Source organism: Asticcacaulis endophyticus (assembly GCF_014652575.1).
Classification (GTDB): domain Bacteria; phylum Pseudomonadota; class Alphaproteobacteria; order Caulobacterales; family Caulobacteraceae; genus Asticcacaulis; species Asticcacaulis endophyticus.
Genome location: NZ_BMZB01000006.1, coordinates 13,299 through 32,587, shown reverse-complemented (window position 1 = coordinate 32,587; position 19,289 = coordinate 13,299). Strand labels below are relative to the sequence as shown.

The following is a 19,289-nucleotide window of genomic DNA, read 5'->3' as shown; positions in this document are numbered from 1 at the left end:
CCACCTCCCCATCTTTCGATAGGGAGGAGAAAGATTTGTCACTTTGTCATAAATTTACAAAATTTTCAAGGTTACAATTTTCTTAAATACCGTTTGGATAGGGCTCTAAATATCGACTTCCCAAGTCTCTACCGGCTTAATCAGCTTATCGCCAAGGCAAAAACGCTTAGGCTAGATCGGAGACAGATTATGACAAATTCTCACGATGTTACACAATTGATGATTTCGCCTGCGGATTTCGTCAATCTCTACCTGTCGTCGTTCGGCCTGTGCCTGACCGGCTTTCAGCGTCAATCGCAATTGTTGTCGTTGCGCGACCGCATCGCTCAGGGGCGTCAGGCGGTCGATGACGCCACCGAAATCGAGACCGACACCCCGCCGCACAGCTTCGCATGACCATAGAAATAACAAAGCCCTTAATCACCCTCACCTCCCCCAAAATGGATCACAAACATGACCACTTTTCAGGATTTAGTCCCCAGCGCCCCCAAAGGCCGGTTTGACGGTATCGTGCGCCCCTACAGCCCCGAAGAGGCCCTGCGCCTGCGCGGTTCGGTCGCGGTAGAGCACACCTTAGCTGAGCGCGGTGCCAACCGTCTGTGGGAACTGCTGCACGATGAGCCCTATATCAATGCGCTCGGTGCCGTCACCGGCAATCAGGCCATGCAGATGGTTCGCGCCGGTCTGAAAGCCATTTACCTGAGCGGCTGGCAGGTCGCGGCCGATGCCAATACGGCGTCCGCCATGTACCCTGATCAGTCGCTCTATCCCGCCAATGCTGCCCCCGAACTGTGCCGCCGCATCAACCGCACCCTGCAACGCGCCGACCAGATCGAACATGCTGAAGGGGGCGCCAAACGTGACTGGTTCGCGCCGATCATCGCCGATGCCGAAGCCGGTTTCGGCGGGCCACTCAATTCGTTCGAGATCATGAAGGCGTTTATCGAAGCGGGTGCTGCCGGTGTGCATTTTGAAGACCAACTGGCGTCAGAAAAGAAGTGCGGCCACCTCGGCGGTAAGGTTCTGATCCCGACGCAGGCCCATGAGCGCAACCTGATCGCCGCCCGTCTGGCCGCCGATGTCATGGGCGTGCCCACGCTTACCGTGGCCCGTACCGATGCGGAATCCGCGCAACTGATCACCTCCGATGTCGATGAACGCGACCATCCGTTCATCGACCGCGACAACCGCACGCCGGAGGGCTTTTTCCGGCTCAAGGAAGGCACCGGTCTTGATCACTGCATCGCGCGCGGCCTGTCTTACGCTAAATATGCCGACCTGCTGTGGTGGGAGACATCGCACCCTGACCTTGAGGACGCAAAGCGCTTTGCCGAAGCGGTTCATAAGCACCATCCGGGCAAGCTTCTGGCCTATAACTGCTCGCCGTCCTTTAACTGGAAGGCCAAGCTGGATGAGGCGACCATCGCCAAGTTTCAGCGTGAGCTGGGCGCTATGGGCTATAAGTTCCAGTTTGTGACCTTGGCGGGCTTCCACAGCCTGAACCACGGCATGTTTGAGTTGGCGTCCGGTTATCGCGACCGCGGCATGGCGGCCTACTCTGAGCTTCAGCAGCGTGAATTTGCCAATGAAGCCACCGGCTACACCGCCACCCGCCACCAGCGCGAAGTCGGCACCGGCTATTTCGATGCCGTCGCCATGACCATCACCAATGGCCAGTCATCGACCACGGCCATGAAAGAATCGACTGAGACGGCTCAGTTCGCGCTCAAGCAGCGAAGCGGTAGCGCTTCTAAAGTTATTGAAGCGGCTGAGTAATTCCACCACCAAAGGAGTAACCCTCATGAATACCTATACCCGCCCCGACGCCATCATCGATTTTTGTCTGGCCCCGTTGCAGCTTAATCCGATGTCGGACTCAACCCACGAAGTCCGCCGCCGCATGGAACATGTCATCCGCACGTTCCAGCTTAAGGCAGGCCCTGCCCACAATGGTCAGCCCGTGGCCGTCGATTTCTCGCAGATGCCAACGCTGGTCATAAATGAGGCCGCTCACGGATACGAATAAGGCGCACCCAAATAAACCATAAGCGCCCATATGCCGCCTGCGCCCTACCCCCCAAAAGCCCCGCGCAGGCGGCAACCTTTTGATACCCCCAGATAATCATACCCCCCCAGTTTACTGGGGAGGGGGACCGCGAGCAAAGCGAGTGGTGGTGGGGTTTCTTAAGATCACCTAACCGGCTACAATCCAAGGATCTTCCCATGCCCGCAGATTCCTACATGCCCAATCCCCGCTCCCACGCCGCCGAAGTCATAACCCCCATCACCGGGCGCATGGCCGAAATCCTGACGCCGGATGCGCTTGCCTTTATCGCCGAACTGCACCGCCGGTTTGAGCCCAAGCGGCGGATGCTGCTGGCGGCCCGCCTTGAGCGGCAAAAGGCATTTGACGCTGGCACCCTGCCCGATTTTCTGATTGAAACCCAAATCATTCGCGATGGCGACTGGCGCGTGGGGCCTATCCCCGCTGACCTGACCGACCGGAGGGTTGAAATCACCGGCCCGGTCGATCGCAAGATGATCATCAACGCCCTCAATTCCGGCGCAAAGGTCTTTATGGCCGACTTTGAGGACGCCAATTCCCCGACCTTTTCCAACTGCATCGACGGCCAGATCAATCTGAAAGACCGCTGGGCGGGCACCCTGTCGTTCGATGATCCGCAATCGGGCAAGGCTTACCGGCTCAGCGATACGCCCGCGACATTGATCGTGCGGCCGCGTGGCTGGCGGCTGGAGGAACGTCACGTTCAGGTCGATGGTGCACCAGTCTCCGGCGCCCTGTTCGATTTCGGGCTTTATATGTTCCACAGCGCCAAAGCTGCCATCGCTGTCGGCTCAGGCCCCTACTTTTACCTGCCGAAGATGGAAAGCCACCTGGAGGCCCGCCTGTGGAACGAGGTCTTTGAGTTCGCCCAAAGCACGCTCGGTATTCCCCACGGCACCATCAAGGCGACGGTGCTGATCGAGACCCTGCCCGCCGCTTTTGAAATGGATGAAATCCTGTACGAACTGCGCGATCATATGGCGGGGCTAAACTGCGGGCGCTGGGACTATATCTTCAGCTTCATCAAGACGTTGGCGGAGCACCCCAGCTTTGTGACGCCCGACCGCTCCCAAATGGTTATGGGTACTGCGTTTCTTCGGGCCTATTCGCGCCAGTTGATCAAGACCTGCCACCGGCGCGGGGCCTTTGCGATGGGCGGTATGGCCGCGCAGATCCCGGTGAAAGGCGATCCCGCCGCCAATGATGCCGCCTTTGCCCGCGTCCGCGCCGATAAGGAGCGCGAAGCTGGTGATGGTCACGATGGCACCTGGGTCGCCCACCCCGATCTGGTGCCGGTGGCGATGGAGGTCTTTGACCGGCTGATGCCGACGCCGAACCAGCTTCATGTGTTGCGTGAGGACGTGACCACCACACAGGTTGACCTGCTGCGGATGCATGAAGGGTCGCGCACCGAGGCGGGCCTGCGCGAAAATATCCGCGTCGGCATCCAGTATATTGAGGCGTGGCTGAGAGGTCGCGGCGCTGTGCCGCTCTATAACCTGATGGAAGATGCCGCCACGGCTGAGATTTCACGCACTCAGGTCTGGCAATGGATCAGGCACCATGTCTCCCTTGATGACGGCAGCCTCGTCACTCGTGAGCGGGTTTTGGCGCTAATCGAAGATGAGATGCAGGCTCTGGATGCATGGGGCAAGGGTCGCTTTGATGAGGCGGTGCGGCTATTTACCGAACTGGCTCTGGCCGACACCTGCCGGGATTTTCTGACCGTTCCGGCCTATGGATTGCTGGATTAAAGCGGAATGATTTCTGGTGGAAACATTCCGCTCAAGCCGCCATTGCGGCGGCGGCCAAGGTGGCGGAGCCACCGCCCGGCTAGGGACATAAACAAAATCTGGATCATTATGTTTCTACCAGAAATCATAATGATCCAGGGTGAGGGCCGGTTCATGTGAACCGGCCCTCAAATCCTTACTTCTTCTTTTTCTTCGACAAACTGTCTTTCAAGGCCTTGGCCTCTTCAAAGCTGACCGGTTTGAGCGTGTCTACAAAACAGGCCGATTTGAACCCCGGTGAATAGATCACCGACATCTGAACGTCGATAGGGTTACAAATCTGGGTCGAGCCGCGATATTCAAACAACAGCGGATCAAAATTATTCAACCGGCAGCCGCTGACGGTCATGACCATAGCCCCACGTCCGCGATCTTCGACCAGCAGGGTGTCTTCGTCAATCACAGTCGTATCCAGATTGCCGCCGCTGACGCACTGGCGTAAGGGTTTTTCGGCCGGTTTTTCGGATTGGGGCGCGCCCTCGGTCTGAGCAAGGGCCGCATGGCCAGCAATCAGGGCCGAACCGACCAGCACACCAGCCACAACAGGGATGAAGCGGGACATGGAATTTCTCCGTTATTGGGCTTTAGGCTTGGGCGTCATATAGACCTTGGCTTCGTCCTTGGTCAGCGGCGTCATGGTGTCAATCAGGCAGCGCAGAGGGGCTTCGGTATTGCGGGAGTGCAAGATTTTAACATCCGTGCGGCTGCACACTTGAGTTGAGCCGTTGAACTCAAAGCCAATCCGATCCAGTTCATCGATATTGCGGCACGGTGCGGTCAGTTTGAGCAGCACATATTTGCCGAACCCATCTTCGATCAGCAGGCTGTCCGGTTCAATCACCATGCGGGTGCGCATGTTGTTGAGGTCAAAACACTGCCTTGGGGCGTCCGGTTTCACGCTTTGCACAACGGGGGCCGCCGCAAAGGCCGGGGCGGACAGGATACCGCCTGCCACCGCCAGCAGAGCCATTTTCGATGCGATTTTGATCATCATATCCTCCAGGTTATTTGGCGGTTATTTGGGTTCGGCGGTCGCCGCCGCTTCCTTGGCCAGCTTTTTGTCAGCCTTGCGTTTTTTGGCTTTATCCGCTCCGGTCAGGACATCTGACTCGGCCTGAGTGACCGCACGCACATCGGTAATGTTGCAGCGTTTCAGACGGTTATCACCAAACTCGGCATAGAGCACTTCGGCATCGAACGGCCCGCACACCCGGCTAAGGCCACCACGCGATCTCAGGCCGATCCGACCGGCATTGTCCAGCCCCATACAGGCCGGCGCAATGGTCAGGGCGTAGTTCTGCTTGCGATGGGTTTCGACCACCATCACATCATCATTAGGGGTAAAATAACTGCGCACATCATCTACGTAAAAGCACTGAGCATCTTTGCCCGATGGGTCGGGGGCCTGCGCGACCGTTTCCGGATTAGCGGCGCATCCGGCCACAACCAGTCCTAAACCCGATACCATGGCCGCTGCGATTATACCGTTTCGGTGACGCATTGTGATCTCCCTCATCCAGACGCGAACCATTCGCCCGGATTCCGGCGAAATCATGTCACATGGGAGCCTTAACCGTCAAAACACGTTCAATTTGAACGAGGTGTCGCGCCGATGCCATAAGCGGCGACGGCAGATCAAACACCTGCGCCACCAGATCCTGCGCAAGTATCGGCGCCAGACAAAAGGCCCGCCCCCCCAGTCCGGTCAGGACATGAATACCCGGCGATACGGTGCCAACTGCCGGTAAGTGATCGCGCGTCGTGACCCGCACCGAGGCGCGTGAGATCAAGTGCGCCGGATCAATCCCCGCCGCCAGTTCCGGCAGGGCTTTGGATAGGGTGTCGATGTTTTTAAGCCGGTCGGTGTCGCGAATATCCGCCCCGCGGTCTTCGCGGTCATGGGTCGCGCCAAACAATACGCCCTCCGGCACCGGAATGGCATAACCGCCCCAAGCCTGTGCTAAGATTTGGGCCTCAGCCGTTGCCACCTCGACCTGACCGCGCACCGGCCGCAAATCGAGATCAGCGGCAAAGGCCTGATCCCACACGCCCGCACCGACCGCCCAGAACACATGGTCATAGCTGTCGATATCATGGGGCGGCGCGGCATGGATCATGCGCCCGCCGATAAGGGCGCTCAGCACCGCCAGAGGCTCAACCGCCAATGCCTCCGCCATGAACAGGCCGTCGTCATGGGGTTGCAGGGCATCACCGGCAAAGCACGGTTGGGTCGCAACCTTCGCAAACCGCGTCCGGTCGCGTTCCGTCTGGGCACGTTGCAATACCCCGTCACCCAGGATGGCTTGCGGGCTTAAGCGCCGATAGAGGCTCGTGGCATAGGCATGGGCGTCGGCATAAAGCTGAGCCACCGCCCCGCCGCCGGCATCCAGCCGCGGGGTTACCAAGGCCGCCCGATTGCCCGACGCCTGCGCGCCCAGACCGTTAGGATCACACAGGTCATGATCGAGCCCAAGAGATGACAAAGCGCAAGACAGCGAACATCCGGCAATCCCGGCCCCCATCACCAGTATGCGCGGGATTTTGATCGGTAACGGCGGGGCCTCACCACCAAATACCGCCTCCAGCCGCTCACGCTTTTTGCCAAAACCGGGCTGTTTGGAAACGGCAAAGCCCGCCTCGGTCAGGCCGCGCCGCACCGCGCCCGCCACCGTAAAGGTCGCCAGCTGCGCTCCCGCCTTTGAGCGCTGCCCGATCAGGCCCAGCACATCTTCGGCCCACATATCGGGATTGAGCGCCGGTGAAAATCCGTCCAGAAACCACGCGTCCGCTTTGCCATTCCACTGGGTCAGCGCCTCACGCACATCGGTCAGGGCCAGCGTCAGGCGCGCCCCCCACTGCGGGAACTCCATAATATGAAAGCCGTGGCGCGATTTCGGCCACTGGTTCAGGATCACCTCGGAAAACGGTGCCAGTTCCGGCCATGCGTTCAGCGCCCGCGCCGCCTCATCGCGGGTCATCAAAAAGGCTTCGATGCTGAAAATGTGCAGGTGGTTGTTTCCAGGGCGATGCTCAGCCCACATCTGCAACAGGGCAGCGATATTCAGCCCCGTGCCAAAGCCCAGTTCGGCCACCGTAAACGCCGGACGGTCCGCCCAGATGTCCGGCATGTGACAGCCGCTCAGGAATACAGCGCGCGTTTCACTTAAGCCATCCTGCAGGGAGTAATAGATATCTCCGAACCGTTCCGAACGCGGATTGCCATCTTCAGCAAAATAAAGCTGCGGGTCGTGGACTCTAAGATCGCGGGCATCGGGCATGGTTACGGTTTACCAATAGAAAAAGGGCCGCCCCTATAGTAGGCGACCCTTCGTATTCTTGTCTAATCAATGGCCCAAGAGGCCGATTAATTAGTGAGCAGCCGGAGCTTCAGCAGCCGGAGCAGCAGCAGCGGCGTCGGCAGCAGCCGAGGCAGCTTCAGCAGCGTCCGAAGCAGCTTCGGTAGCAACTTCAGCAGCTTCCGAAGCTTCAGCAGCAGCTTCTTCAACAGGAGCTTCAGCAGGCTTCGAGCAAGCAGCGATCGAAAGAGCAGCAACAGCAGCAGCGGCAACCAGGGCCGAGCGAACGATTTTGGAGGTCATGGATCCAGATCCTTATCTTAACGTTAAGAGGCGCCAGAGACGTAACTTAAAGTTACTACCTAGGCCCTGATTCAAGACATACCGAAAATGACAGAGTCTCGCAAGAGGGTATTTCACAAATTTGTGATCGCATTCCATAAAGCCGCCATTATTTTCTCAAATCAGGCGAATATGATGAAAGGTTAATGGCGCATATAAGCCAGACGGCATACACCGTAAACGCTGATACCGCTCAAAATAAAGCGGCATCACGTCAAATAATGCGGTTTGAGTATGGCCCCAAGGCCGCCTCACCGTCAAGGCTCACATCAAAGGGGAGACGTTACCCCTCGGCAGGTATGGTGTTGAGTGCTTCTTCCATTTCAAGGAAGCTCGGCTGCATGGTTGACGGCACACTGCCGCGGCCGATTTCGACCGAAATCTGAGCGGCATTGCCATGCAGGTGAGCCACCAGCACCGACTGGATGATCTTATAGAATGCGCCCTCTTCCTCAACGATCCCACTCAGGCGTGTGGCGAACGGCCCGACCAGACCATAGGACAGCATAACGCCAAGGAAGGTACCGACCAGCGCGCCGCCGATCATGCCGCCCAGAACTTCCGGCGGCTCGGTGATCGCGCCCATGGTCTTAATAACCCCCAGAACGGCGACGACGATCCCCAACGCCGGCAGGGCGTCTGACATGGATTGCAGAGCGTGGGCCGGATGCAGCGCTTCGTGGTGGTGTTTTTCAAGTTGCTTTTCCATGGCATCCTCGACCTGATGCGGGTCTTCGAGGTTCATGGTCATCATCCGCAGGGTGTCGCAGATAAAATCGGTGGCGAAGTGATCCTTCATGATCTTTGGGTAGCGATTGAAGATCGTCGAATCATGCGGCTTTTCGATATGGCTTTCGAGCGCGATCACACCCTTGGACTTCATGGTCTTGGTCAGCAGGAACAGCAGCGATAACAGATCACGGTAATCTGACGCCTTCCATTTCGGACCGCTGAACACCTTACCCATGCCGCCGCCCATGCTTTTTAAGGTATGCAGGTCGTTGGCAATCAAGGTCGCCCCGATGGCCGCCCCCAGAATCCCGGTCAGTTCGTAGGCCAAGGAGTGCAGGATCGGCGCCATCGAGCCGCCCGACCAGATATAACTGCCGAACACCGTGGCAAACAGAACAACGATACCGATAATCTGAAACATGAGACCCGCAACCAACCCGAACAAACGATTCGGATCAGGTTAAGGGCTAATCCTTAAGGGGCGGTTTCGATTAACCGTCTTTTTTTACCTTTTTGATGCGCAGAAATCATGACCTGTGCCGCTGGCAAACCGCCGCGATCCGGGTAAGGTGACGTCTGACGTTAATTCAAGGAAACCGGATATGAAGCGCGCCCTGCCCCTGATCACCCTGCTCATGTCCGGTGTCTTCGCACCGGCAATGGCCGCCACCGTCTATACCGGCGACCGGGTGGATGGATTTGCGGTCATTGATAAACTCGATAGCGCTGATTTCAAAGCGAGCAGCGTCACAAAGCTTTATTTCCGCGTCTCCGATCAATCGATTGGTCAGGGATGGTATGTGCCAGTCGTGGTCATTAAGGGCGCCAAACCCGGCCCTAAGCTGTTGCTGACCGCGGCCATCCACGGCGATGAACTTAACGGCATCCCGGTCGTTCAGCAGATTATCAAGGACACTGACCCAAAAACCTTAAGCGGTACAATTATCGCGGTGCCGGGCCTTAACACCCCTGGCCTTTTGCATTCGACGCGGCAGTTTACGCCGAATGGTCATGGATCGGGGGGAGAAAACCTTAACCGCATTCTGCCCGGCGACCTACATGGTGGTGCTGCCAATATCTATGCCGCGCGACTGTGGTCCAATCTGTTTATGGGCAATGTCGATATCTCCATCGACCTGCATACCCAATCGGCGGGTATCAGCTATCCCATGTATGTCTTTGCCGAAACATCAGGCGCGCGGCATTTGGCCGATCTTATCCGGCCGGATGTCATCAATATGGACCCCGGTATCGATGGCACGGTGGAAAACACGCTTAATGCCTATGGCTTCACCAGCGTGACCCTTGAGCTTGGCGTGGCCGAAAGCTTCGATCCGGTCATGATCGCCCGCGGCGTCAAGGGCATTATCAATGTCATGCGTGATCAGGGCATGGTGGCGGGAGCGCCCAACCTGAGCGGGCCTGAGCCATTTCTGGGCAACGAAATCCTCAATGTCAAAGCCCCGCGTGGCGGCTTTGCCCATGTGACCGTTAAGCTGGGCGACACCGTAAAAGCTGGCGACGCTGTGGCGACCATAACCAATGCCTACGGTGATGTGGTCGGACAGATTACAGCACCTCGTGACGGTCAGGTGTTGTCGGTGGCGACCGACCCGCGCCGCGATCCGGGCGATACCGTAGCGCGGCTGATCTATTGGAACGACAAAGGCGCGTGCGCGGCGACCGGTTGCCCCACCAACAAAAAAGCCCCCTCAACCACGGAATAGCTACGGCGTCGGCGTCGAGGTCGGCCCAAGGATGGTATAGCTCGTCACCTTGGCCGACAGTTCATCGGCCAGGGTCACCGACAAGTAACCATCCGCAGGCCTGCCATTGGCGCGTTGCCATTCACGCAGGGCCTTGCGCGTGCCCACACCGATCACGCCATCGGCAATACCGGGATCGAAACCTTCTTTGAGCAGCGCTTTTTGGGTATTGACCCGTTGGGCGGTCGACAGAGGCTGCTCGTCCGGCCACGGGGTTTTGAGCGCCGGTTTGCCTGCGATACCATCACCCAGCAACCCGACCGCCAGCGCGTAGGCGGTCGAGTTATTATATTTGCGGATCACAAAATGGTTGGGCAGGGCCAGAAACGCCGGGCCATTTGCCCCTGACGGCAGGATAAGCGTGGCGTTTTCCAGCTTTTCACCGTCGGTCCACGCCCCCCCATCAGCCCGCACGACCCCCTTGGTGGCCCACCAGTCCGGCGTCTGGCTTTCGGTTTCCGACAGATAATAGTCAAAGCCCGCCGGCAGGATGACCTCAACCGCCCACGCCTGACCGGCCTTCCAGCCCGCCTTGGCCAGCAGATTAGCGGCAGAGCCCAGCGCATCGGGATCGGATGTCCAGATATCGACCTTGCCGTCTTTGTCGGCATCGACGCCCAGCTTGACATAGTTTTCCGGCAGGAACTGCGTCTGGCCCATGGCCCCGGCCCATGAGCCTTTGAGGGTCGCGCGATCGACCTTACCGGTTTTGAGGATATCGAGCGCCATCAGAAGCTGGGTCTCGGCCCAAGCCCGTCTGCGGCCATCAAAGGCCAGCGTCGCATAGGCATTGATGACATCAAAATCGCCCTGAATACGGCCCAGATCGCTTTCCATCGTCCAGATGCCACCCAGCAGGGCGGCGGGCACACCGTAGGTTGCCTCGATCTCCGGCACATGGGGCGTGGCCGCCAGCCTGGCGCGGGCGGCCTCAAAGCGCGGCGTCGTCACCGCACCCTTGACATAGGCGCTGATGGGCTTGGAAAATTCCGGCTGCTTGGTATCGAGCGCCACCACCCGTTCCGACGGCGCGGTCGTGCTGAGGGCCTCAGTCACAAAGGCGCGGTCATAGCCCTTGGCCACCGCCCGATTTATAAAGTCGTCGCGCCAGTGATAGAATGACGGATAATCGACCTTACCCACGGTCGGCGACGGGCTTGAGGTCGCCGGAGCCGTCACCAGCGGATCAGGCTTTGCGGGCGTTGGTGACGGCGGATCAATCGGCGTCGGGATCGAGGTCGCCGAAGAACAGGCCGTCAAAAACAACGCCAATGTCAGATAGCGGCCCACCATGAGAACTCCCGTAAAGTGTGTTATGAGCTTGAATCTATCTCAGATTATGATGACAATCCAAGCCTGCAATGTGGCAGAAGGCGGGTCATGCCATAACAAAATCGGCATCGCCGGTGATTATTTTGATGTTTAGAGCGCGAAATCATTGTGAATCACGTTGACTTGATCAGACAGTTCGCCTAATTACCCGCCCTCATTCATCGCTGCTATGCGGTTTTGCGCGCCTTCTGCGGTGTCGGATTCATGGCAGCATCCGTTCACGCTTTTATAGAAATCAGGTTGGGACCAATGAAAGTCCGTAGCTCGCTCAAGTCTCTGAAAACCCGCCACCGGGACTGCAAGATTGTGCGCCGCAAGGGCGTCGTCTTTGTCATCAACAAGACCGATCCGCGTTTTAAAGCCAAGCAAGGCTAATTTCGCGTCAGATCGGCTCTGGCTGATTTGCAGATTTCTAAAAGCGCTTAGGGCCAGCCTTAAGCGCTTTTTGTTATACCCGCGCACACAAATTCATCCACAGCTAAAAGCCGCTCTTACCGTTGAGGCGGGCGAATCGCTCCGGTATGTTTAACGGGAATTTTAGAAGGATCTTCACCATGGCCGATGACGCCGCCAACTCCATCACGTCGGACGACGTTATCAATGCCGCCGCGCAAGGCCGCTTGCGCACGATCATCGAGCGTATCGAGCGCCTTGAGGAAGACAAGGCCGTGATCGCTGGCGACCTTAAGGAAGTTTATGCCGAGGCCAAGGGCGAAGGTTTCGATGTCAAGATCCTTCGTAAGGTCGTATCCCTGCGCAAAAAGGATAAGGCCAAGCGCATGGAAGAAGAAGCCCTGCTCGATCTTTACCTGTCGGCTATCGGCGAAATCTAGGGCTAAATCTGATCTGGCTTGATTTTTAGATCAAAAGCCCGCCATCCTTAACCGATGCGGGCTTTTTTCATGACGATTGAGCGACAGCATGGCGTTTAAATCGAAGACGCCATCCATGGGCCTGCGCCAGAAGACACCGCTTAAAGCGAAGTCATCCTTGAAATCCAATACAGGCCTGAAATCCCAAACTGGCTTACAGGCCAAACTGCCCTCCCCCGCCGATCAGAAAAAAGCGCTGCAAAAGGCCACCGTCCGTCTGCTGGATAAAGCCAAACGCGAAGCCGCTGAACAGGGCGTCGACCTTTCCGAATGGGAGGCCGACTTTATCGATAGCGTAAAGGGCCGCGTCGAAACCTATGGCCGCGCCTTTGCCGATCCAGATAAGGGCGCGATGGAGGGCACCCTGTCGTTGATGCAGGGCCTGAAGCTTAAGGAAATCCGTAAAAAGGTCAAAACCAAAGCCGCCAAAAATCAGCCCGCCCCGCCTGACGAAGAGTAATGACAGCGCTAACATTGCCTGTTATCAAATCCCTAAACACATAAAAACATCAGGGAAGCGGTACATGAACACTATGGGAAACACAGGGTCACCCGCCAAAGTCGGACTGTTTGAAAAAATCAGCTACGGCGCTGGCGATACCGGCTTTAACTTTTACTGGACGACGATTTCCGCGTTTTTGATGATTTTCTATACCGACGTGTTCGGTATTTCGGCCGCGGCCGCGGGTACTATGTTGCTGACGACCAAGATTGTTGACGCCATCACCGATCCGATCATGGGTGCTATCGCCGATCGCACCAAGACCCGATGGGGCAAGTTCCGGCCCTATATCTTATGGATGATCATCCCGATGATCGGCGCCGGCGTTCTGACCTTTACAACGCCCGATCTGGATGAAGGCGGCAAACTCATCTACGCCTATGCCACCTTTACCCTTCTGATGGTCATCTATACCGCCATCAACATCCCCTATAACGCCCTGTCAGGGGTGATGACGCCGGACGGGCAGCAACGCTCAACCATCATATCGTTCCGGTTTATCGGCGGGTTCTTAGGCGGGACGATCGTCACCTATTTCACCCCGCCGCTGGTTAAATATCTGTCGGCCACATTCGGGGGCGGTGATGAGACCGTCGGCTGGCAACTGGTCATGGTGGTCTACGGCATTATCGCGGGTCTTTTGTTCCTCAACCTGTTTCTCAACACCCGTGAGCGGGTTGAGCCCTTGCAGGAAACAAACGCCTCGCCCTTACGCGATATTCGCGACCTGACGCAGAACGGGCCGTGGGTGGTGCTGTTCTTTTTGGCCCTGATCATCATGGTGACCATCACCCTGCGCATGAGCACGTCCGCCTATTATATGAAATATTATATTGAACGTCCTGACCTGACCGGCGCGTTTCTGACCGTCTACGGGATTGCGCTGGCGGTGGGGTCGGCCTGCACGCCGCTCCTGACCCGGTTTTTCGATAAAAAGCATATTCTCATGGTGCTGATGGCGATCGTGGGCGTGCTGTGCGTGGCGTTTTATTTTGTGCCCAAGGATCAGATCGGCCTGCTGTTTGCCTTGCAAATCCTGATTGGCCTGACCTTGGGGCCAAAATCGCCACTGGCCTATTCGATGTATGCCGACACCGCCGACTATAACGAATGGAAAACCGGTAGGCGGGCCACGGCCATGACTTTTTCCGCCGCCACGTTTTCGCAAAAACTGGGCGGGGCGCTGGCGTCATTCGTTATCGGGATTGTGTTTTCAGCGCTGGGCTATGTCGCCAATCAGGCCCAGACCGGCGCGTCGCAATCGGGCATCGTCATGCTGATGACCCTGGCACCGGGGGCCGTGGCGCTGTTTGCCGCCATCGTCACCGGCTTTTACAGCCTGACCAAACACGACCTTGACACCATTCAGATTGACCTAGCCGAGCGTAAATTAAGTTCCCATGACTGACCTGATAATCAATGATGGACTAACCTGCACCCTGACCTCACCGATCGCCCTGCCGCGAGCGTCCGGGTTTTTGTGGAACCGCAAGATGATGCTGCACATGAACGCGCGCGGCTTTGCCACCTCGCAGTTCATGCAGCCGGAACCGGCCAAATACGCCTATGCCCCGAACCTTGAAGCCAGGACCTTCATGCAGCCGGAGCAGCCCTATTACGCCCACCACCCGGGCCGGTTCTTTTACCTTAAGGACGAGGTAACGGGTGAGATCTTTTCCGCCCCCTATGAGCCAGTGCGCGTGGTGCCGGATAGATTTGAGTTTACCCTGTCGGCCCACGATATCACCTGGCGCATCGAGCATCTGGGGGTGCGGATCGATATCACCCTTAACCTGCCGGTGGAGGATGTGGTCGAACTGTGGGAAGTGACGGTCACCAACCTCACAAACCGGATGAGGACAATCGGATTTTATCCTTTTTTCACTATCGGTTACATGAGCTGGATGAATCAATCTGCGACCTTTGATGCCGGGCTAAACGGCATTGTTGCCACTTGCGTCACGCCCTACCAAAAGGTCGCGGACTATTTCAAAAACAAGGACTTCAAGGACAAGACCTTTTTCCTGAGCGAGCGCGCCCCTGCCGGATGGGAATGTCGCCGCGAAGCCTTTGAGGGCGAAGGCGGACTGCATAACCCGGATGGTTTGCGCGACGGATTGGCCAGCGAAGACGCGATCTATGAGACGCCGACGGCGGTCATGAAGTTCGATCTGGCGCTGGCGGCAGGCGCATCGGCCACCCACCGTTTTCTGTTCGGGCCAGCCTTTGATGACGCCGAAATCGCCGAGGTCAAGGCCCGCTACCTGTCGGCGGAGGGGTTCAATACCGCCCGCCGCGACTATCAGGCCTATATTGCCGCAGGGGCCGGGGTCGTCAAAATCAAAACGCCGGACGCGCACTTTGATCAGTTCGTCAATCACTGGCTGGCGCGGCAGGTCTATTACCACGGCGATGTCAACCGCCTGACCACCGACCCGCAGACGCGCAACTACCTTCAGGACGCGCTCGGCATGGTCTATATCCGGCCCGATGCGGCGCGGATTGCGCTGATTACCGCCCTGTCGCAGCAGCACGATAACGGCTCTATGCCCGATGGGGTGCTGCTGGTTGAGGGCGCAGAGCTTAAATATATCAATCAGGTGCCGCATACCGACCACTGTGTCTGGTTGCCGATCCTGCTGGATGCCTATGTGCGCGAAACCGGCCACTATGCTGTGCTGGATCAGGTCGTGACCAATGCCGCCACGGGCCTGAGCCTGACGGTTCGCGCCCGCATGACCGCCGCCATGAACTGGCTGCTGACCGCGCGCGATCATCGCGGCCTGAGCTACATCGCCCAAGGCGACTGGTGCGACCCGATGAATATGGTCGGCTATAAGGGCAAGGGCGTGTCCGGCTGGCTGACCCTGGCCAGCGGTTATGCTCTGAAACTGTGGGCGCAGATCTGCGCTGATGCGAGCGATGAGTCCACCGCCGCAGTCATGCGCAAAGGTGTCGATGATCTGAACGCCGCCGCCAACACCCACCTGTGGGACGGGCAATGGTACGCGCGCGGTATTACCGATGATGATGTGGTGTTTGGCGTGGCCTCTGACCCGGAAGGCCGCATCTATCTCAACCCGCAGACATGGGCATGCTTGAGCGGCGCCGCATCACCCGAAAATCAACCATTGATGATGCAGGCGGTCGAGACGCAACTGGAAACGCCCTTCGGCGTGGAAATGCTCGGCCCGCCCTACTCCAAAATGCGTGATGATGTCGGCCGCGTGACCCAGAAATGGATGGGCTCGGCCGAAAACGGCGCGGTCTATAACCACGCCGCGATATTTTATATCTACAGTCTGTTTCAGATCGGTCAGGCCGATAAGGGCTTTGAACTGTTGCGCAAAATGATCACTGGCCCGGACGATGCTGACTACCTGCAACGCGGGCAGATGCCGGTGTTTATTCCGAACTATTACCGCGGCGCGTTCCGTCAGCATCCGCGTACCGCAGGTCGCTCCAGCCAGTTGTTTAACACCGGCACGGTGGCCTGGGTCTATCACAGTCTTATTGACGGTTTGCTGGGCCTGAGCGGCACCAAGGATGGCTTGCGCCTCAATCCGCAACTGCCCGCCCACTGGGATGAGGTTGAGGTCACCCGTCAGTTTCGCGGGGCGACCTTTAACGTCACCATCCGGCGCGGTGAGGTAAAGGGCGTGACCTGCGATGGCGTGGCCCTGACCGAGCCCGTCATAATCAATATTGACTCAGGCCACACCTATGCTGTCAATGTTGTGATTTAAACGTTATCCTGAAGCCGCCGGTAGATGGTTGAGCGGTGGATGCCCAGATGGCGGGCGGCGGCGCTGATATTGCCTTTGTAGGCCTCAACAGCGGCGCGGATGGTCGACAGTTCGATATCGTCAAGACTTTGTCCCGATACCGTTTCAAACGACGCGGGCATGCCCCCTGCCCCCGTATCCAGACGGGCGGCAAAGGCGCGGCCATCCTGCGCCGTCAGGTGCCCGTCGCGGGCCGCCTGCTCGACATCGTGGGCAAACACGTCCTCAAAGCGCAACTCATCCAGAATATCCCAGCCGTGGCCAATCAGCGACAGGCCGCGCCGGTTAGCGCCGACGATCACCCCGTCCTTGACCACCAATATACCTTCGCGCGCCACGCCCAAAAGACCCGGATCGGTCTGAAAACGCACGGTTTCGCAACCGTCAAAGCCTTCCCGGAACAGGCGGTGCTCGATCTGCTCGACCGCCAGCCGCACCATGCCCAGCATGTGGGTATTGGCGTCGGTCGCAGGCGCCGACATATCCAGCACCCCGATGATCGCCCCGCGCTGATCGATAATGGGTGTGGCCGCACAGCTTAACACCTTATGGTCGGTGAAATAGTGCTCGCCGCCAAATACCGATACCCCGCGCCGCTCGGCCAGAGCCGTGCCGATGGCATTGGTACCAGTGCCGTCTTCGGACCACAGCACGCCCGGTCGCAAAGTGACCTGAGCCGCCCGGTCAGCAAAGGCGGCATCGCCCAGCGTATCCAGCACGATGCCCTGCGCATTGGTCAGGATAACCAGCCCCGCCATCTCACGCGCTTCGTTATAAAGCGCATCAAGCTCAGCCCGGCACAGACGGCGCAGCGCTTCATGCCGGTCATGCAGGTCGCGGACTTCCTGTGAGGTCGGGGCTTCATGGGGCGGCGCACGGCGGGCATTCAGCCCCATGTCGGTGCAGCGCATCCATGAGCGCAGGATGGCGTGACTAACCTGATTTACCGGCAGGCCTTTGCCGTCAAAAAACTCACGGCGCGCCTGCTCGATCATCACGGGATTGGGCGCAGACATGTGAGGACAACTCCCTGTTTCAACCCATGCGCCGCCCATAACGCCTGACCGTCGCATTCTGCAACAGGTTGAAATCGCCTGTTGCCGTTTGCGACAGGCTACGCCCAAACGCGCATTTTTGTCCATCACATTTCCCAGAAGTCTCCGGAAGTTGATCCCGTTCCCGTTGACCGTCGGCGTGATCAGGGCGCAGCCTATGCCTAATAATCATAAAAAGCCTTGCCTGTGGGGACAGGATTAACTTTCGGAAACATAAGGATAAATCACATGACAAAACATGACAGTGCCATACATGCGGCCTCACCGTTTAAGACCCGTTATGGCAATTTCATCGGCGGGGACTGGGTAGAGCCCAGGTCGGGCCGCTATATGGACAATCTGTCGCCCGTCACGGGCCGTAAGGTGTGTGAAGTGCCGCGCTCAGATGCCTCAGATATCGACGCCGCCCTTGATGCCGCCCACAGGGCCAAGGCCGCCTGGGGCCGCACATCGGTGACCGAGCGCTCAAACATCCTGCTGAAAATCGCTGACCGGATTGAGCAAAATCTGGAAACTATCGCCACCGCTGAGACCTGGGACAATGGCAAACCCCTGCGTGAGACCATGGCGGCGGATATTCCTCTGGCCGTCGATCATTTCCGCTATTTCGCGGGCTGCATCCGCGCTCAAGAAGGCTCGATCGGCGAAATCGACAATGACATGGTCGCCTATCATTTCCATGAACCTCTGGGCGTGGTGGGGCAGATCATTCCGTGGAACTTCCCGATCCTGATGGCGGCGTGGAAGCTGGCGCCTGCCCTTGCCGCCGGTAACTGCGTGATCCTTAAACCCGCCGAGCAGACCCCGGCGTCGATCCTTGTGGTCATGGAATTTATCGCCGACTTGCTGCCTGCGGGCGTACTCAACATCGTCAATGGCACGGGCCTTGAAGCCGGGGCCCCGCTGGCCGCCAGCCCGCGCATCGCCAAGATCGCCTTTACGGGATCGACCCCGGTGGGTAAGGCCATCATGCGCGCCGCCGCTGATAATGTGACCAACATCACACTGGAGCTGGGCGGCAAATCGCCCAACGTCTTCTTTGCCGATGTCATGGCCGAAGACGATGCCTTTCTGGATAAGGCTCTTGAGGGGTTCGCGTTTTTTGCGCTCAATCAGGGCGAGGTCTGCACCTGCCCGTCGCGCGCCCTCATTCAGGAATCGATCTACGACCGCTTCATGGAAAAGGCGATCAAGCGCGTCGAAGCCATTTCTCAGGGCGACCCGCTTAACCCGACCACCATGATCGGCGCTCAGGCCTCACAGGAACAACTCGATAAGATCCTGAGCTATATGGAAATTGGTAAATCCGAAGGTGCCAAGGTTTTGACCGGCGGCGACCGCAATATCCTGAAAGGTGACCTTAAGGACGGCTATTACGTGAAACCGACTATCTTTGAAGGCCACAATAAGATGCGGGTGTTTCAGGAAGAAATCTTCGGCCCGGTGGTGTCGGTCACGACCTTTAAGACCCTCGATGATGCGCTTGAAATCGCCAACGACACGGTGTTTGGCTTAGGAGCCGGTGTGTGGTCGCGCGACATGAATACCGCCTACCGCGCCGGTCGCGGCATCGAAGCGGGCCGCGTGTGGACCAACTGCTATCACGCCTATCCGGCCCATGCAGCCTTTGGCGGCTATAAGCAATCCGGCATCGGGCGCGAAACCCATAAGATGATGCTTGATCACTACCAGCAGACCAAGAACATGCTGGTCTCCTATGCCCCCGGAAAGCTTGGATTCTTTTAGAAC

19 protein-coding genes are annotated in these 19,289 nt (G+C 58.0%); 11 read left to right on the top strand and 8 right to left on the bottom strand.

What is annotated here, in order from left to right; translation table 11 throughout:
- The first annotated feature begins 189 nt into the window (after positions 1 to 189).
- The 4 genes from IE102_RS15840 to aceB all read left to right on the top strand — a co-directional run bounded on the left by IE102_RS15840 (position 190) and on the right by aceB (position 3,819).
- Positions 190 to 396 (top strand): hypothetical protein, encoded by a 207-nt coding sequence (locus IE102_RS15840; protein ID WP_189488503.1) that lies wholly within the window; start codon positions 190 to 192, stop codon positions 394 to 396.
- A gap of 57 nt (positions 397 to 453) precedes the next feature.
- Positions 454 to 1,776, top strand: a complete 1,323-nt coding sequence (gene aceA / locus IE102_RS15835; protein ID WP_189488501.1) for an isocitrate lyase — start codon at positions 454 to 456, stop codon at positions 1,774 to 1,776.
- 25 nt (positions 1,777 to 1,801) lie between these two features.
- Positions 1,802 to 2,026, top strand: coding sequence for a hypothetical protein (locus IE102_RS15830; protein WP_189488499.1), 225 nt, complete (start codon positions 1,802 to 1,804; stop codon positions 2,024 to 2,026).
- 197 nt (positions 2,027 to 2,223) lie between these two features.
- Entirely contained in the window at positions 2,224 to 3,819 is a 1,596-nt protein-coding gene (aceB, locus tag IE102_RS15825; RefSeq protein ID WP_229807812.1) for a malate synthase A, read from the top strand.
- 175 nt (positions 3,820 to 3,994) lie between these two features.
- On the opposite strand, the gene IE102_RS15820 is transcribed toward aceB, so the two are convergent.
- The 6 genes from IE102_RS15820 to motA form a co-directional block, all read right to left on the bottom strand.
- Positions 3,995 to 4,420, bottom strand: a complete 426-nt coding sequence (locus tag IE102_RS15820) for a hypothetical protein (RefSeq protein WP_189488497.1) — start codon at positions 4,418 to 4,420, stop codon at positions 3,995 to 3,997.
- A 12-nt stretch (positions 4,421 to 4,432) separates the two neighbouring features.
- Positions 4,433 to 4,852: a DUF6491 family protein gene (locus IE102_RS15815; RefSeq protein ID WP_189488496.1), complete on the bottom strand. Its 420-nt coding sequence runs from the start codon at positions 4,850 to 4,852 to the stop codon at positions 4,433 to 4,435.
- A gap of 21 nt (positions 4,853 to 4,873) precedes the next feature.
- Positions 4,874 to 5,359, bottom strand: a complete 486-nt coding sequence (locus tag IE102_RS15810; protein ID WP_189488494.1) for a DUF6491 family protein — start codon at positions 5,357 to 5,359, stop codon at positions 4,874 to 4,876.
- Between the two features lie 55 nt (positions 5,360 to 5,414).
- A complete protein-coding gene (gene mnmC2 / locus IE102_RS15805; RefSeq protein WP_189488492.1) occupies positions 5,415 to 7,136 on the bottom strand; it encodes a tRNA (5-methylaminomethyl-2-thiouridine)(34)-methyltransferase MnmC2 in 1,722 nt (573 codons plus the stop codon).
- Between the two features lie 86 nt (positions 7,137 to 7,222).
- Positions 7,223 to 7,426, bottom strand: a complete 204-nt coding sequence (locus IE102_RS15800; protein WP_229807811.1) for a hypothetical protein — start codon at positions 7,424 to 7,426, stop codon at positions 7,223 to 7,225.
- Between the two features lie 353 nt (positions 7,427 to 7,779).
- Complete coding sequence (gene motA, locus IE102_RS15795) at positions 7,780 to 8,649, bottom strand: flagellar motor stator protein MotA (protein WP_189488488.1); 870 nt, start codon at positions 8,647 to 8,649, stop codon at positions 7,780 to 7,782.
- A gap of 181 nt (positions 8,650 to 8,830) precedes the next feature.
- On the opposite strand from motA, the gene IE102_RS15790 reads away from it, so the two are divergent.
- Positions 8,831 to 9,955 (top strand): succinylglutamate desuccinylase/aspartoacylase family protein, encoded by a 1,125-nt coding sequence (locus IE102_RS15790; protein WP_189488486.1) that lies wholly within the window; start codon positions 8,831 to 8,833, stop codon positions 9,953 to 9,955.
- Here the strand turns inward: IE102_RS15790 and IE102_RS15785 are convergent, their stop codons facing one another.
- Entirely contained in the window at positions 9,956 to 11,287 is a 1,332-nt protein-coding gene (locus tag IE102_RS15785) for a lytic murein transglycosylase (RefSeq protein ID WP_189488484.1), read from the bottom strand.
- 288 nt (positions 11,288 to 11,575) lie between these two features.
- Here IE102_RS15785 and ykgO point away from each other — a divergent pair, with 288 nt between their 5' ends.
- The 5 genes from ykgO to IE102_RS15760 all read left to right on the top strand — a co-directional run bounded on the left by ykgO (position 11,576) and on the right by IE102_RS15760 (position 16,446).
- On the top strand, positions 11,576 to 11,701 hold the full coding sequence (gene ykgO, locus IE102_RS15780; protein ID WP_131254103.1) for a type B 50S ribosomal protein L36: 126 nt from the start codon (positions 11,576 to 11,578) through the stop codon (positions 11,699 to 11,701).
- Positions 11,702 to 11,880: 179 nt separating this feature from the next.
- Complete coding sequence (gene gapR / locus IE102_RS15775; protein WP_189488482.1) at positions 11,881 to 12,159, top strand: nucleoid-associated protein GapR; 279 nt, start codon at positions 11,881 to 11,883, stop codon at positions 12,157 to 12,159.
- A gap of 88 nt (positions 12,160 to 12,247) precedes the next feature.
- Positions 12,248 to 12,658 carry a hypothetical protein gene (locus IE102_RS15770; RefSeq protein ID WP_189488480.1) on the top strand — a complete coding sequence of 137 codons (411 nt, stop codon included), beginning with the start codon at positions 12,248 to 12,250 and terminating at the stop codon, positions 12,656 to 12,658.
- Between the two features lie 64 nt (positions 12,659 to 12,722).
- Positions 12,723 to 14,108, top strand: a complete 1,386-nt coding sequence (locus tag IE102_RS15765; RefSeq protein WP_229807810.1) for an MFS transporter — start codon at positions 12,723 to 12,725, stop codon at positions 14,106 to 14,108.
- Positions 14,101 to 16,446 carry a GH36-type glycosyl hydrolase domain-containing protein gene (locus tag IE102_RS15760; RefSeq protein ID WP_189488478.1) on the top strand — a complete coding sequence of 782 codons (2,346 nt, stop codon included), beginning with the start codon at positions 14,101 to 14,103 and terminating at the stop codon, positions 16,444 to 16,446. The genes IE102_RS15765 and IE102_RS15760 overlap by 8 nt, the downstream gene beginning before the upstream one ends.
- Here IE102_RS15760 and IE102_RS15755 read toward each other — a convergent pair.
- A complete protein-coding gene (locus IE102_RS15755; RefSeq protein ID WP_189488476.1) occupies positions 16,443 to 17,501 on the bottom strand; it encodes a sigma-54-dependent Fis family transcriptional regulator in 1,059 nt (352 codons plus the stop codon). The genes IE102_RS15760 and IE102_RS15755 overlap by 4 nt on opposite strands.
- Before the next feature lie 267 nt (positions 17,502 to 17,768).
- Here IE102_RS15755 and adh point away from each other — a divergent pair, with 267 nt between their 5' ends.
- Positions 17,769 to 19,286, top strand: a complete 1,518-nt coding sequence (gene adh, locus IE102_RS15750; RefSeq protein WP_189488467.1) for an aldehyde dehydrogenase — start codon at positions 17,769 to 17,771, stop codon at positions 19,284 to 19,286.
- The last annotated feature ends 3 nt before the right edge of the window (positions 19,287 to 19,289 follow it).